Below are 14,947 nucleotides of genomic sequence, written 5' to 3' on the forward strand. Positions count from 1 at the left end.
CTTATTTTCCTAAACAGAACTGGCTAAAGAGTTGGGTGATGAGTTCATCAGGTGCGGCATCCCCAGTGATTTCTCCGAGAATTTCCCAAGTACGAGTCAAGTCAACTTGAAGCAAATCAACTGGCATCCCCAGTTCCAGTCCTTCATTAACAGCTTGTAAGCTTTCAACGGCCTTCTCAATCAAGGAAATGTGACGGGCGTTTGACAAGTAAGTGGCATCTTGCTCGACCAAACCAGCATTTTCAAAGAAGCGGTTGTTGATTCTCTCTTCAATCTTATCGATATTTTGGTTTTTAAGAATAGAAATGCGGATGACATCTTCAGGGAGTTCCGAAGTTTCAATCGCTTCAGGAAGATCAGTTTTATTAAGAAGAATAATGCGGTTGGTATCTTGGCTGATTTCTAAGAGTTGGCGATCTTGGGCGGTCAGTGGTTCACTGGCATTTAGTACTAGTAGTACCAAGTCAGCTTCCTTGAGGGCTTTTCTAGAACGTTCGACACCGATTTGTTCCACGATATCATCTGTATCCCGGATACCAGCTGTATCAATCAATTTGAGAGGAACCCCGTTAATGTTGACGTATTCTTCGATGACATCGCGTGTCGTACCAGCGATGTCTGTTACGATGGCCTTATCTTCACGAAGGAGGTTATTGAGGAGGCTGGATTTTCCAACGTTGGGACGGCCGATAATGGCAGTTGAAATTCCCTCACGAAGGATCTTACCGCGACGAGCTGTTCTAAGGAGATTAATTAGCAATTGCTCAAACTCCATAGTCTTCTCGCGGACAACAGCAGTAGTAGCTTCCTCAACATCGTCATACTCAGGATAGTCGATATTGACCTCAACTTGGGCAAGTGTATTGAGGATTTCTTGGCGAGTATTATTAATGAGGTCAGAAAGAGAACCGTCCAATTGTTTGACTGCAATGTTCATGGCCTTGTCAGTCTTGGCACGGATGATGTCCATCACCGCCTCAGCCTGTGTCAAGTCCACACGACCGTTTAGAAAGGCGCGCTTGGTAAATTCACCAGGTTCCGCCAACCGAGCTCCTTCACGTATAGCTAGCTGAAGAATTTCATTGGTTACTGCAATCCCACCGTGGGTGTTAATCTCGATAATATCCTCACGAGTGAAGGTTTTGGGAGACTTCATAGCCCCAACCATAACCTCGTCCATGACCTTACCAGTTTGAGGGTCAACGATATGACCGTAGTTGAGAGTGTGGCTAGCAACCTGACTCAAGTCTTTACCTTTAAAGATTTTTTGTGCAATGGCAAAACTATCTGTTCCGCTCAGGCGGACAATACCAATGGCTCCTTCACCTAGTGGAGTAGAAATCGCAGCGATGGTATCAAATTCACGTGTAATCATAATGTTTCCTTTAATTAATAGCTCTTTTCTTGGAAATATTTCCAAGTCTCTTTTCAAATTGTAACAAAATTAGACTATTTCTTCAATGGATGCTACTTGGAGATTGAAAAAGCCTAAGCAATTCTGCTTAAGCTAGTTTATTTGGTGCGCATTTCCCCTTGTGGGAAGTAAGTTCCTTCTGGCATGTCGTTGATGATGACATGAACGGCTGATTGAGGGGCTCCAGTATTACGAACAACAGCTTCCGTTACTTCCTTAGCCAGAGCTTTCTTTTGCTCGAGCGTGCGTCCTTCAAATAAATCGATGCGTACAAATGGCATAATAGCTTCCTCCAGTAGTTTTTGATTTCTTCTATTTTACCACATTTTGCCGTTTAAAGCTTCAGAAAATTATGATATACTAGAATGTAGCAAAAATTTAGAATGGACGTGAATTAGAAGCATGGCACAGTTGTATTATCGTTATGGGACCATGAACTCTGGTAAGACGATTGAGATTCTCAAGGTGGCCTATAACTACGAGGAGCAAGGAAAGGGAGTTGTGATTATGACTTCGGCTCTGGATACGCGTGACGGTGTTGGCTATGTGTCGAGTCGAATCGGTATGAAACGCCCAGCCATTGCGATTGAGGAAACGACGGATATCTTTGGTTATATCCGAGACTTACCTGAAAAACCTTACTGTGTGTTGGTCGATGAGGCTCAGTTTCTCAAGCGTCACCATGTTTATGACCTAGCTCGTGTTGTTGATGAGCTAGACATACCTGTCATGGCTTTTGGTTTGAAGAATGACTTTCGCAATGACTTGTTCGAAGGTTCAAAATACCTCTTGCTCTTAGCAGACAAGATTGAAGAAATCAAGACCATCTGTCAGTACTGTAAGAAAAAGGCGACTATGGTGTTGCGTACGCACGATGGACTGCCCATTTATGATGGCGAACAAATTCAAATTGGTGGCAATGAAACCTATATCTCAGTCTGCCGTAAACATTATTTTGCCCCTGAAATCAATAAGGAGAATAAAGAAAAATGAACATCTATGATCAACTACAAGCTGTAGAGGACCGTTATGAAGAATTAGGAGAATTGCTCAGTGACCCTGATGTCGTTTCGGACACCAAGCGTTTCATGGAGCTTTCAAAAGAAGAGGCTTCAACTCGAGATACGGTAACAGCCTACCGTGAGTACAAACAAGTCCTTCAAAACATCGTCGACGCTGAAGAGATGATTAAGGAATCAGGCGGAGATGCGGACTTGGAAGAAATGGCCAAGCAAGAGCTGAAAGATGCCAAGGCTGAAAAAGAAGAATACGAAGAAAAACTCAAAATTTTGCTCCTTCCAAAGGATCCAAACGATGATAAGAACATCATCCTTGAAATTCGTGGAGCCGCTGGTGGAGACGAAGCAGCACTTTTCGCCGGAGACCTTCTAACTATGTACCAAAAGTATGCGGAAGCTCAAGGGTGGCGCTTTGAAGTCATGGAGGCTTTTATGAACGGTGTTGGTGGTTTCAAGGAAGTGGTTGCTATGGTTTCTGGTCAATCTGTATACTCTAAACTCAAGTATGAGTCTGGTGCCCACCGTGTGCAACGTGTCCCTGTGACAGAGAGCCAAGGCCGTGTTCATACCTCAACTGCCACAGTTCTTGTCATGCCTGAAGTAGAGGAAGTAGAATACGATATTGATCCAAAAGACCTTCGTGTTGACATCTACCACGCATCTGGTGCTGGTGGACAGAACGTCAATAAGGTTGCGACTGCCGTGCGTATCGTTCACTTGCCAACCAATATCAAGGTTGAGATGCAGGAAGAACGTACCCAGCAGAAAAACCGTGAGAAGGCTATGAAGATTATCCGTGCGCGTGTTGCTGACCATTTTGCTCAGATTGCTCAAGATGAACAAGACGCTGAGCGTAAGTCTACTATCGGTACTGGTGACCGTTCAGAACGTATCCGTACTTACAATTTCCCACAAAACCGTGTCACAGACCACCGTATTGGCTTGACCCTCCAAAAACTAGATACCATCTTGTCAGGTAAATTGGATGAAGTGGTAGATGCCTTGGTTCTTTATGACCAAACACAAAAATTAGAAGAATTAAACAAATAATGAAATTAGCTCAATTATTTTCAGATTTTGAAGAAGAGTTGATAAGACAAGGAGAGGAAGCAGAAAGCCTCTCTTTTGTCTATCGTAGCCTGAAAAATCTCTCGTTTACAGATTTCGTTTTTGCTCTGCAACAGGAAGTAACGGAAGAGGAAGAAGTATTTGTAGAAGAAATTTACCAGCAGTTAGCAACTCACAAACCAGCTCAGTATATCATTGGACAGGCAGATTTTTATGGAATGCAGTTAAAAGTAGATGAGCGGGTTTTGATTCCTCGTCCAGAAACAGAAGAGTTGGTGGAACTCATCCTCACAGAAAATCCTGAGGAAAATCTTAAGGTCCTAGATATTGGTACTGGAAGTGGTGCCATAGCTCTCGCATTAGCAAAAAATCGGCCAGATTGGTCAGTGACAGCAGCAGATATTTCCCAAGGCGCCTTAGAGCTTGCATCTGAGAATGCCAAAAATCAAAATCTTAATATATTTTTTAAAAAATCTGATTGTTTTGCAGAAATTTCTGAAAAATATGATATAATTGTATCCAATCCACCCTATATCTCTCGTGAAGATGAGTCAGACGTCGGTTTGAATGTTTTGCATTCGGAGCCTCATCTAGCTCTCTTTGCAGATGAGGGTGGCCTAGCTATTTACCGCAGAATTGCGGAAGATGCAAAAGACTATCTCACAGATGGTGGTAAGATTTACCTTGAAATTGGATACAAGCAAGGTCAAAGTGTTCCTGCGCTTTTTAAGAAACATTTTCCTGAAAAACGAGTACGAACACTCAAGGACCAATTTGGTCAAGATAGGATGGTTGTAGTTGATGATGGACAGGATTAGACAAGAGTTGGAAAAGGGCGGAGCTGTTGTTTTGCCTACAGAGACAGTTTACGGTCTCTTTGCTAAGGCCTTAGACGAAAAAGCTGTTGACCATGTTTACCAACTCAAACGTCGTCCCAGAGACAAGGCGCTTAACCTCAATGTTGCCTCTCTAGAAGACATCTTGCACTTTTCAAAGAATCAGCCAGCTTATCTACAAAAACTTATAGAGACCTTTTTACCAGGTCCCTTGACCCTTATCCTAGAAGCCAATGACAGAGTTCCCTATTGGGTCAATTCTGGTCTTGCAACTGTTGGATTTCGGATGCCAAGTCACCCCATTACACTGGATTTGATTCGAGAGACAGGTCCCTTGATTGGACCGTCTGCCAATATCTCAGGTCAGGCAAGTGGGGTCACCTTTGATCAAATTCTAGAGGATTTTGACCAAGAGGTTTTGGGTCTGGAGGATGATGCTTTTCTAACTGGACAGGATTCAACTATTTTGGATTTATCTGGAGAAAAGGTGAAAATCTTACGCCAAGGGGCAATTAAGCGAGAAGACATTCTTGCTCGGTTGCCAGAGATTTCTTTTGAGGAGGAATGAGATGCTAAGAGATTTGCAAGAAACAGATGTGAAGGCTATATGTGAGATTAACAAAGAGGCTTTGGGCTACTCTTTTAGTCCAGAGGACACAGCTAGTCAACTAGTTAGATTATCTCAGGATTCCCACCATTTCCTACTTGGTTATGAGGATGAGGCCAGTCATGTCTTACTTGGATATGTCCATGCTGAAGTTTATGAATCCCTCTATTCCAAAGCAGGATTTAATATCTTAGGCTTAGCGGTTTCACCTCAAGCACAAGGGCAAGGTATCGGTAAAAGTTTACTGCAAGGGTTGGATCAAGAAGCAAAAAGACGGGGTTATGGGTTTATCCGCTTAAACTCTGCTGATCATCGTCTGGGAGCTCATGCATTTTATGAAAAAGTTGGTTATACTTGTGATAAAATGCAGAAACGGTTTATTCGCATCTTTTAGTTTATTTTCTTATTGTAAAAACAAACTAAAGGACCAGTCACACTATAAAGGAGAAGACCTATGATTTTTGACAAAGATGATTTTAAAGCCTACGATGCTGATCTCTGGAATGCTATTGCCAAAGAAGAAGAACGCCAACAAAACAACATTGAGTTGATTGCTTCGGAAAACGTAGTTTCCAAGGCTGTTATGGCAGCTCAAGGGTCTATCTTGACGAATAAATACGCTGAAGGTTACCCAGGACGCCGTTATTATGGTGGAACTGATGTAGTAGACGTGGTAGAAACTCTAGCTATTGAACGTGCAAAAGAAATTTTCGGTGCTAAATTCGCTAATGTCCAACCTCACTCAGGAAGCCAAGCCAACTGTGCTGCTTATATGGCCTTGATTGAACCAGGTGATACGGTTATGGGAATGGATTTGGCAGCAGGTGGGCACTTGACCCACGGAGCTCCTGTCAGCTTCTCTGGTCAAACCTACAACTTTGTTTCTTATAGTGTGGATCCTGAAACAGAACTCTTGGACTTTGATGCAATCTTGAAACAGGCTCAAGAAGTAAAACCAAAACTAATCGTAGCAGGTGCTTCAGCCTATTCTCAAATTATCGACTTTTCAAAATTCCGTGAAATCGCAGACGCTGTTGGGGCTAAGCTCATGGTCGATATGGCCCATATCGCTGGTTTGGTTGCTGCTGGTCTACATCCGAGTCCAGTTCCATACGCTCATATCACAACAACAACGACCCACAAAACCCTTCGTGGACCACGTGGCGGCTTGATTTTGACCAATGACGAGGACCTAGCTAAGAAAATCAATTCAGCTATTTTCCCTGGTATTCAGGGGGGGCCTCTAGAGCATGTTGTCGCTGCTAAGGCTGTTTCCTTCAAAGAAGTCTTAGATCCGGCCTTCAAGGAATATGCTGCTAATGTTATCAAGAACAGCAAGGCTATGGCAGCTGTCTTCTTGCAAGACCCTGATTTCCGTATCATTTCTGGTGGGACTGAAAACCACCTCTTCTTAGTCGATGTTACTAAGGTTGTTGAAAACGGAAAAGTTGCTCAAAACTTGCTGGATGAAGTTAATATTACTTTAAATAAAAACTCAATCCCTTACGAAACCTTGTCACCATTCAAGACAAGTGGGATTCGTATCGGATCTGCAGCCATCACTGCACGTGGTTTTGGTGAAGAAGAAAGTCGCAAAGTGGCTGAACTCATCATTAAAACCCTTAAGAATGCAGAAAATGAGGCTGTATTAGAAGAAGTGAGAAGCGCAGTCAAAGAATTGACAGATGCCTTCCCATTATACGAGGACTAAAACTTTTATGGACATTTATATTAAGAAAGCTATTATCCATCAGTTCAGCCCGGATGATACCGAGTTGTTCCTAGCGGATAAGTTTCTCAATATCACTCCAAAAATCGAAGAATACCTGCGCAAGAAAATTGAACGTGTGTATTCAGATGAAGCCAAGACTGGGATTTTCGAAGAAGAAAATCCCTTCTTCAATCACATCACAGACGATTTGTTGGATACATCAGTAACTCTGGCTAACCTCTGGAAAGAGGAGTTTAGCATTTCAGAAAATCTCAAGACCAATGACTTGGTTTTTGTTCAGTTTTCTAAAGAAGGCGTTGAACATTTTGCTTTCTTGCGAATTGCCCTGCGGGAAACCTTGACCCACCTTGGTGGAGAAGTTGATAATCCAATCAAGCTAACTCAGAATAACTTACCTGGATTTGGAACGGGGGCTGATGAGGCCTTGGTCGTCAATCTTCAAAGCCGCAAGTACCACCTCATCGAGAAACGAATCAAGTACAATGGAACTTTTTTGAACTATTTTTCAGAAAATCTCCTAGCTGTCGCGCCTAAGATTTCTCCCAAGAAATCCATCAAGGAATTGGAAAAAACAGCCCAGAGAATTGCAGAGTCCTTTAACACAGATGACTTTCAATTTCAATCTAAGGTCAAATCAGCTATTTTCAACAATCTTGAAGAAAGCAATGAACTGTCACCTGAAAAATTGGCTAATGACCTTTTTGACAACAATCTGACAGCTCGTTTGAGCTTTATCGACCAAGTCAAGGAAGCTGTACCAGAGCCAGTCCAGTTCGATGAGATTGATGCCAGTCGTCAGCTCAAGAAATTTGAAAATCAAAAACTTTCCTTGTCAAACGGAATCGAACTCATCGTTCCCAATAACGTCTATCAAGATGCGGAGTCTGTTGAGTTTATTCAAAATGACAATGGAACCTATTCTATCTTAATCAAAAATATTGAGGATATTCAAAGTAAATAATGTTTAAATTTATACGAAGAATGCTAGTGCTAGCAGTCCTCCTTTTTGCTGGTTATAAAGTTTACCGAGTTCACCAAGACGTCAAGCAAGTCATGACTTATCAACCTATGGTTCGAGAAATCTTGAGTGAAAAAGATACTCCAGCCAATGAAGAGCTTGTGCTCGCCATGATTTATACTGAAACGAAGGGAAAAGAAGGGGATGTTATGCAGTCTAGTGAGTCTGCAAGTGGCTCAACCAACACTATCAATGATAATGCCTCCAGTATTCGTCAAGGTATTCAAACTCTAACAGATAACCTCTATCTGGCTCAGAGCAAGGGGGTAGATGTCTGGACCGCTGTTCAAGCCTATAATTTTGGACCTGCCTATATAGACTTTATCGCTCAGAATGGCAAGAAAAATACACTAGCACTGGCCAAGCGTTATTCCCGAGAAACAGTCGCTCCAATCCTTGGGAATACCACGGGGAAGACCTACACCTATATCACCCCTATTTCTATCTTTCATGGAGCCGAACTCTATGAAAATGGAGGAAACTATTACTACTCCAGACAGGTACGTTTTAACCTTTATATCATGAAATTCTTTAATTTCTTCTAAACATCTGGTTTTACCAGGTGTTTTTCACTATAAGCTTTCTTTAAGATTGTTTTATTAACCTAGAAAGGTAAAGGAGGGAATACCCTATGAGAAAGAAACTCTTTCTAACAAGTGCTGCAGTATTGTGGGTCGCAACAGCTATGACGAGTGTCCACGCAGCAACCGATGTTCAAAAAGTAATCGATGAAACCTATGTACAACCAGAATATGTTCTAGGTTCTTCTCTATCTGAAGACCAGAAAAACCAAACTCTTAGCAGACTTGGCTATGATGCATCAAAAGACACCAAAGATATCAAAACTATGACACCTGATATCTATTCGAAAATCATGAATGTGGCTAATGACGCTAGTTTACAGCTTTATTCGTCAGCCAAGATTCAAAAGCTGGGGGACAAGTCGCCTCTAGAAGTCAAGATTGAAACGCCTGAAAATATCACCAAGGTGACGCAGGATATGTACCGTAACGCAGCAGTGACGCTGGGAGTGGAGCATGCCAAAATCACAGTTGCAGCACCCATTCCAGTTACAGGAGAGAGCGCCCTAGCAGGGATTTACTACTCCTTAGAGGCCAATGGAGCCAAAGTACCGCAAGCCAATAAAGACTTGGCTCAAGAAGAGTTAAAAGCCTTATCCGATATTAATGCTGAAAACAAGGACAAGTCAGGTTATGATGCCAATAAACTCAATGTCGCTTTGGCAGATATCAAGGCAGGAATCGCAAAGGCAAAAGAAGCCAAAGGTAATTTGACAGAAGAGGATGTTCGCAAAATTGTAGAAGACACACTAAAAAACTACAAACTCGATCAGGTTATAACAGGAAACCAGGTCAATATCATCATCAATTTTGCACTTAATCTCTCAAAGAGTGACATTTTGAACAATGCTGATTTCACTAAAACCCTAAACGACCTCAAGGAAAGTATTGTATCCCAAGCTGGAGATAGTTTTAAAAATATCAATCTCAACTTTGATGCCAATAAAGCGCTAGAAGACGGGGGCAACTTCTTTAGCTCCCTTTGGCAAGCCATTGTCAACTTCTTCAAGAGTTTTGGTGCTTAGGTCATTTCATGATATAATAGATGGTAGCAGAAATGTTGCCGTCTTTTTTTGTCGGCCGATAGAAAGTGAAAAATATGTTAAAGAAAAATGATATTGTAGAAGTTGAAATTGTTGATTTGACCCATGAAGGGGCAGGGGTCGCCAAGATAGAAGGTTTGGTTTTCTTTGTAGAAAATGCTCTACCAACTGAGAAAATCCTCATGCGTGTCCTTAAAGTCAATAAAAAGATTGGCTATGGGAAGGTTGAAGAATACCTTGTTCAGTCACCTCATCGTAATCAAGACCTTGACCTAGCTTATCTACGTTCAGGTATCGCTGACTTGGGGCATCTTGCCTATCCAGAGCAACTCAAGTTTAAAACCAAGCAAGTTAAGGATAGTCTCTACAAGATTGCTGGTATTAGGGATGTAGAGGTCGCTGAAACACTAGGTATGGAAAATCCAGTCAAGTATCGAAATAAGGCGCAGGTGCCAGTTCGTCGTGTCAATGGTGTCTTGGAAACGGGCTTTTTCCGTAAGAATTCGCATGATCTCATGCCTCTAGAAGACTTCTTTATCCAGGATTCTGTGATTGATGAGGTAGTAGTAGCCCTGCGTGATTTACTTCGTCGTTATGACATGAAACCCTATGATGAGAAGGAACAGTCTGGCTTGATTCGCAACCTCGTTGTGCGTCGTGGTCACTATACAGGACAAATCATGGTTATCTTGGTAACCACTCGTCCGAAAGTTTTCCGTGTTGAGCAATTGATTGGACAACTAATCAAGCAATTCCCAGAGATTGTCTCTGTCATGCAAAATATCAACGACCAAAATACCAATGCTATTTTCGGCAAGAACTGGCGTACTCTTTATGGTCAAGACTACATTACCGACCAAATGTTGGGAAATGACTTTCAAATATCTGGACCAGCCTTCTATCAGGTTAATACTGAAATGGCAGAGAAACTCTACCAGACAGCCATTAACTTTGCAGAATTAAAAGAAGATGATGTGGTGATTGACGCTTATTCTGGGATTGGAACAATTGGATTGTCTGTTGCGAAGCATGTCAAAGAAGTCTACGGTGTTGAAGTCATTCCTGAAGCGGTTGAGAATAGCCAGAAGAATGCGGCTTTAAATAATATCACCAATGCCCACTATGTCTGTGACACAGCTGAAAATGCCATGAAGAACTGGCTCAAGGAAGGTATTCAACCAACCGTTATCTTGGTCGACCCACCACGCAAGGGATTGACCGAAAGCTTTATCAAAGCAAGTAGCCAAATTGGAGCTGACCGCATTGCCTATATCTCTTGTAATGTCGCAACCATGGCGCGTGATATCAAACTATACCAAGAGTTGGGATATGAATTGAAGAAAGTACAGCCGGTGGATCTTTTTCCACAGACGCATCATGTTGAGTGTGTAGCTTTGCTGGTAAAAGCCTAGAACATTTTGATAAATCGCAATAATGAAAAGCCTTGGTTTCAAGGCTTTTTGTCATATCTGGTGAAGTATCAGACTGATAGCAGCAGTTGAGTGTCTTGGTCCGATAGGTGGTGTTACTGAGTTTTTATTTCCATTTACACATGGGGATACATTTATTACCAATGAGCATGGCTTTATGGGAATGAATGTGTCGCCTCTTATATATGAAACTTAGGCAAGATTTGGTCTTGGGGAAATTTGTAGATGTTGTTGACGAATTTCTTAACATAGCTTGAGTTTTAATTTTTAGAAGATTAAGAGTAAAATTATGATTGTTTATTTGAAAATTTCATGATAGAATAAGATTGAAATATTGAATCTTCTGTTATCGGGGATAGGGGTTCGACTCCCCTCCTCATCATTTGCTGCTAACCGATGTATCAGACTCCTCTACCTTATTTCTGTTGGTCACACAAGTGGCTGTAGAAATACTTATAGACTTAGTAAGTGATTGCTTATTCAATGTATTGAATGTAATGGAGGGCAAGATTATGGTAACAATAATTTCGCAGGGTTCAAAATTTCTAATGTGTCTCGTCGCAGCGGTGGGGAGCTTCGGTAGCATTTATGCAGAGCTAGCGAGACACTACAAAAGAGTATTGCAAATAGTGGAATACTTTTTTGTAGTGTTATATAGATTGGGATTATATTTTGACAGATACTTTTTTAAATATGTTAAAAAGTGAGTGTATTAGTCCTGATATAAAGGATGTGATGCTTTCGCAGGCTGAACTTTTGATGTGTTTAATGTGAGAAGGATGGATTAATATAGTATTTTTGGGTAAAACTTGATATAATTATAAAAATTGTCAGGATGGCTATATAGTCATCCTTTTATTATTTTATATACTGGTGTTGTAAATTTTAAGTAAGGAGTAAAAAACTATGAAATTTATGTGATAAGACAAATATGAAAAAGGAAATCGCATTATAAACCATGTACAAGCTAAGGTCTTAACGCATATGTATGATAGATTTCTAGAAGGATACAGTCCAGAATTTATTTCCAAAGAGTTAAGAGAACAGGAAATACCGGGTTGCACAGGTAAAGCAAAGTGGTGCCCAAGTGCTATATGGAAAATGCTTCAAAATGAAAAATACAAGGGTGATGCTTTGCTTCAGAAAACCTATACCGTTGATTTTCTTACCAAGAAGCGCAGTGAGAACCAGGGCCAGGTTAATCAATATTATATTGAGGGAAACCATGAAGCAATCATCGATAAAGAAGAGTGGGACTTGGTTCAGCTCGAGGTAGAGCGGAGAAATCAGTTTAGGCAGGACAATCACATCAATTTTTACATTACCCAGTGCGAACAAAACCCATTCACCTGCAAAGTATTCTGTAAAGAATGTGGAGGTCTATTTGGCCGAAAGAACTGGACGACCATTAGGGGCAAGAGACCCGTCTGGCAGTGCAATAATCGATACAAAGTCAAAGGTGTTCAAGGCTGTACCAATCGTCATATTGATGAAGAAACTCTTCAGCAGGCTTTCCTTAGAGCCATAGAGTTTCTTCAAGAAAACAAGGAAAAGCTATGTGAGAAGTGGTCTAATTTTAGCGACGAACAAAAGTTGCAGAAGTATCATGCGACTCAATTGTATGAGTTACTTGATAGTGTTCAGGAAGAATTCAATGGAAGAAAGATGTGCCAGGTGCTTGAAAAGATTACCCTTGGTGAAGATGGTTGCATCACCATTAAGTTTTTAGAAGGAACAAAAGTGAATTTATAAGGCCATAGTTAAGAGTGTAAGTGCTCTAGCTATGACCTTTTTTTAAAAAAACTCTTTGTGTACAATTGTGTTTAAATAGGTAGAAGTGTTATAATAAAGAAAATGTTTTAGTGAATTGAGTTTTAAGGATATTTATACTTAATCAGAATATGATGTAGTCTTTAAAGAGATTAAGTAATTAGATAATGCTTAGGTAGAAAAAGGATTATTACGCCAATACTAGAATGTTTTGTTAGAGCAACGGCTCAAAGGGGTAAACAAGGGTTGGAATCACTGTATTTTGATAGATTTAAGGAGTGATATTATGGGGTGGACTAGTATTCCGAATTTTGGAGATAAATATGCTAAAGTTAGAGAAAGAACCCATTCATCTGGTGCAAAACTAATAGAAGTTTTATACGGTGCTCGTGACAACAAGGGAAGACCTACGTCTCCAGAAAGTAATTCTGATGGACACGGTCATTGGCTTGCAATAGAAATAGATGGAATATACCAGATGTTATCATGGAGACATCCTATTCATGAAGGTGGTCTGCAAGAATATGGTCGTGGTCGAAGAAGCAATGCTCTCTCTGATTTGGAATCTGACATAATAGCAAAAGAAAAAATCTGTTCGCAGGCTGAGAGTTTATCATTGTCAAGTGAATGGAAAACTGCTGCACCTAAATTCAAGCAGTTATCTAATGAATGGAAAAAGGTTTACAATTGGGGGACTCCAAAAGAAAAACAACTATGGGAACATTTTCAGGTCGCTAAAAAAAGGTTCTATGAACGACGAGAGAATAATCGTTCAAAAAACAAAGTTACCAAGCAGAGTATAATTTCGGAAGCTCAATTTTTATCAGCATCAACTGATTGGAAATCCACAGGTCAACGGTTTAAGAAACTTTTTGATAGATGGAAAGGCATAGGATCTGCTGGAAAAGATGATGAAATTCTATGGATCGAGTTTAATTCTGCTCAACAAACATTTTATGATCGTCGTTCAAAATACTTCAGTGATTTAAATAAACAACGTGTCAAAAACAGACAAATGAAACAAGAACTGATTTCAGAAGCAAGGAGCGTTTCTCAGTTTTCAACAGATTGGAAACGAACTGGCGATAAACTCCATGAATTAATGGATAGATGGAAAGAGGTTGGAAGTGTTGACAAGGAATATAATGATAGTCTTTGGAATGAATTTAATGGAATTCGACAGGATTTCTTCAATCGTAGACGTATTTATTATGATGAACGAGACAGACTCTTCCAAGAAAATGCTAGCCGAAAAGGCCAGATTGTACAAGAGGCTACTAATATTGCCAGCAGTAGTGACTATTCTGTGCAGACTACGGAGCGCATGAAAAAACTTGATCGTGAATGGAAAAACATAGGCTCCGCTGGAAAGATTAATGAGCACCAGCTTTGGAGTTTATTTCAAAGTGCTAAAGATAGCTTTTGGTCCGGCAAACGCTCGTATAATGAGCGAAACCAACAGGAATGGCGAAGAAAATTGTATGATGCTATCAACCGCAAAAGAGAACAGATTTCAAATCTTGAACAGCAAATTAGTGATCTTCAATATAAAATGAGTAGCATGAGAAATCAAGAGTACATCAATAATATGTACCGGTGGATAGATGAAAAAAAAGCCAAGATTCGAGAACTTGAAATAGCAATTCAAGACATGGAAAGCAAATTATAGATTGTGTTGCTAAGATAACTGATGGTTACCACGTCCCTGAGCTGTTCTCGATTTTAACACATCCAGAATTTTTCATTCAACGAGTAGTTACAAATAGTTACTTTTAAGACGGTGTTTTAGGTATTTTCGAGTAAGTTTTGGAACGTTATCCATTAGCTATGAAATGTTTTAATAAAATTTCTTATTATGTTCAAAAAACTATTAATGATTCAATAGGAAAGTTTAGGATTTTTAAAACGCCATGGCATAATATAACTGTATATTGTCGGAACGTATTGAGTGTATGAGTTTCCTAGAAAAAATGAAACTTCAAGCTTAAAATAGAATCTGAGATAGATCAATCAATATTACATAGAAGGCAATCATGAAGCTATCATTGATAAAGAAGAACGGGAGTTGGTTCAGCTTGAGATAGAACGGAGAAACCAGTTTCGGCAGGACAATCACATCAATTTTTACATTATCCAGTGTGAACAAAACCCATTCACCTGCAAAGTATTCTTTAAAGAATGTGGAGGTCTATTTGGCCGAAAGAACTGGACCACGAACAGAGGGAAACTTCCTGTCTGGCAGTGCAATAACCGGTACAAGGTAAAAGGAGTCCAGGGTTGTACCAATCGTCATATTGATGAAGAAACGCTTCAGCAAGCCTTCCTCAGAGCTATAGAGATTCTTCATGAAAACAAGGGGCAGCTACTAGAAAAGTAGGCGATTTTTGATGAAGATCAAAAGCTGGAAAAGTATCATGCGACTCAACTAA

15 protein-coding genes are annotated in these 14,947 nt (G+C 40.4%); 13 read left to right on the forward strand and 2 right to left on the reverse strand.

Going from position 1 to position 14,947, the window contains the following annotated elements; genetic code table 11:
• Nucleotide 1: 1 nt before the first annotated feature.
• The gene (gene mnmE / locus PG086_RS04525) at nucleotides 2–1,375 is read right to left on the reverse strand and encodes a tRNA uridine-5-carboxymethylaminomethyl(34) synthesis GTPase MnmE (RefSeq protein WP_109289997.1); all 1,374 of its coding nucleotides are present in this window, start codon (nucleotides 1,373–1,375) and stop codon (nucleotides 2–4) included.
• Between the two features lie 137 nt (nucleotides 1,376–1,512).
• Nucleotides 1,513–1,695 carry a 4-oxalocrotonate tautomerase gene (locus PG086_RS04530; RefSeq protein ID WP_001117401.1) on the reverse strand — a complete coding sequence of 61 codons (183 nt, stop codon included), beginning with the start codon at nucleotides 1,693–1,695 and terminating at the stop codon, nucleotides 1,513–1,515.
• Between the two features lie 121 nt (nucleotides 1,696–1,816).
• Between PG086_RS04530 and PG086_RS04535 the strand changes: the two genes are divergently transcribed.
• The 13 genes from PG086_RS04535 to PG086_RS04595 all read left to right on the forward strand — a co-directional run bounded on the left by PG086_RS04535 (nucleotide 1,817) and on the right by PG086_RS04595 (nucleotide 14,895).
• Complete coding sequence (locus PG086_RS04535; protein WP_109289998.1) at nucleotides 1,817–2,407, forward strand: thymidine kinase; 591 nt, start codon at nucleotides 1,817–1,819, stop codon at nucleotides 2,405–2,407.
• Entirely contained in the window at nucleotides 2,404–3,483 is a 1,080-nt protein-coding gene (gene prfA / locus PG086_RS04540; RefSeq protein WP_270747931.1) for a peptide chain release factor 1, read from the forward strand. Before PG086_RS04535 ends, prfA begins: the two co-directional genes overlap by 4 nt.
• Nucleotides 3,483–4,319, forward strand: coding sequence for a peptide chain release factor N(5)-glutamine methyltransferase (gene prmC, locus PG086_RS04545; protein ID WP_270747932.1), 837 nt, complete (start codon nucleotides 3,483–3,485; stop codon nucleotides 4,317–4,319). The genes prfA and prmC overlap by 1 nt, the downstream gene beginning before the upstream one ends.
• Nucleotides 4,303–4,905, forward strand: coding sequence for an L-threonylcarbamoyladenylate synthase (locus PG086_RS04550; protein WP_270747934.1), 603 nt, complete (start codon nucleotides 4,303–4,305; stop codon nucleotides 4,903–4,905). The genes prmC and PG086_RS04550 overlap by 17 nt, the downstream gene beginning before the upstream one ends.
• A gap of 1 nt (nucleotide 4,906) precedes the next feature.
• Nucleotides 4,907–5,338 (forward strand): GNAT family N-acetyltransferase, encoded by a 432-nt coding sequence (locus tag PG086_RS04555; protein ID WP_270747935.1) that lies wholly within the window; start codon nucleotides 4,907–4,909, stop codon nucleotides 5,336–5,338.
• Between the two features lie 60 nt (nucleotides 5,339–5,398).
• Nucleotides 5,399–6,655, forward strand: a complete 1,257-nt coding sequence (glyA, locus tag PG086_RS04560; protein ID WP_270747936.1) for a serine hydroxymethyltransferase — start codon at nucleotides 5,399–5,401, stop codon at nucleotides 6,653–6,655.
• 7 nt (nucleotides 6,656–6,662) lie between these two features.
• Entirely contained in the window at nucleotides 6,663–7,637 is a 975-nt protein-coding gene (locus PG086_RS04565) for a nucleoid-associated protein (protein ID WP_000356098.1), read from the forward strand.
• Nucleotides 7,637–8,239 (forward strand): lysozyme family protein, encoded by a 603-nt coding sequence (locus tag PG086_RS04570; RefSeq protein WP_025169555.1) that lies wholly within the window; start codon nucleotides 7,637–7,639, stop codon nucleotides 8,237–8,239. Before PG086_RS04565 ends, PG086_RS04570 begins: the two co-directional genes overlap by 1 nt.
• An 86-nt stretch (nucleotides 8,240–8,325) precedes the next feature.
• Nucleotides 8,326–9,300: a DUF1002 domain-containing protein gene (locus tag PG086_RS04575; protein WP_270747937.1), complete on the forward strand. Its 975-nt coding sequence runs from the start codon at nucleotides 8,326–8,328 to the stop codon at nucleotides 9,298–9,300.
• 74 nt (nucleotides 9,301–9,374) lie between these two features.
• Nucleotides 9,375–10,730: a 23S rRNA (uracil(1939)-C(5))-methyltransferase RlmD gene (rlmD, locus tag PG086_RS04580; protein WP_270747938.1), complete on the forward strand. Its 1,356-nt coding sequence runs from the start codon at nucleotides 9,375–9,377 to the stop codon at nucleotides 10,728–10,730.
• A gap of 969 nt (nucleotides 10,731–11,699) precedes the next feature.
• Nucleotides 11,700–12,500 carry a recombinase family protein gene (locus PG086_RS04585; protein WP_420235659.1) on the forward strand — a complete coding sequence of 267 codons (801 nt, stop codon included), beginning with the start codon at nucleotides 11,700–11,702 and terminating at the stop codon, nucleotides 12,498–12,500.
• A 304-nt stretch (nucleotides 12,501–12,804) separates the two neighbouring features.
• A complete protein-coding gene (locus PG086_RS04590) occupies nucleotides 12,805–14,187 on the forward strand; it encodes a DUF349 domain-containing protein (protein ID WP_270747939.1) in 1,383 nt (460 codons plus the stop codon).
• A gap of 396 nt (nucleotides 14,188–14,583) precedes the next feature.
• Complete coding sequence (locus PG086_RS04595) at nucleotides 14,584–14,895, forward strand: recombinase zinc beta ribbon domain-containing protein (protein ID WP_270747940.1); 312 nt, start codon at nucleotides 14,584–14,586, stop codon at nucleotides 14,893–14,895.
• Nucleotides 14,896–14,947: the final 52 nt, after the last annotated feature.

The sequence above is a fragment of the Streptococcus halitosis genome (genome assembly GCF_027691175.1).
Lineage (GTDB): Bacteria > Bacillota > Bacilli > Lactobacillales > Streptococcaceae > Streptococcus > Streptococcus halitosis_A.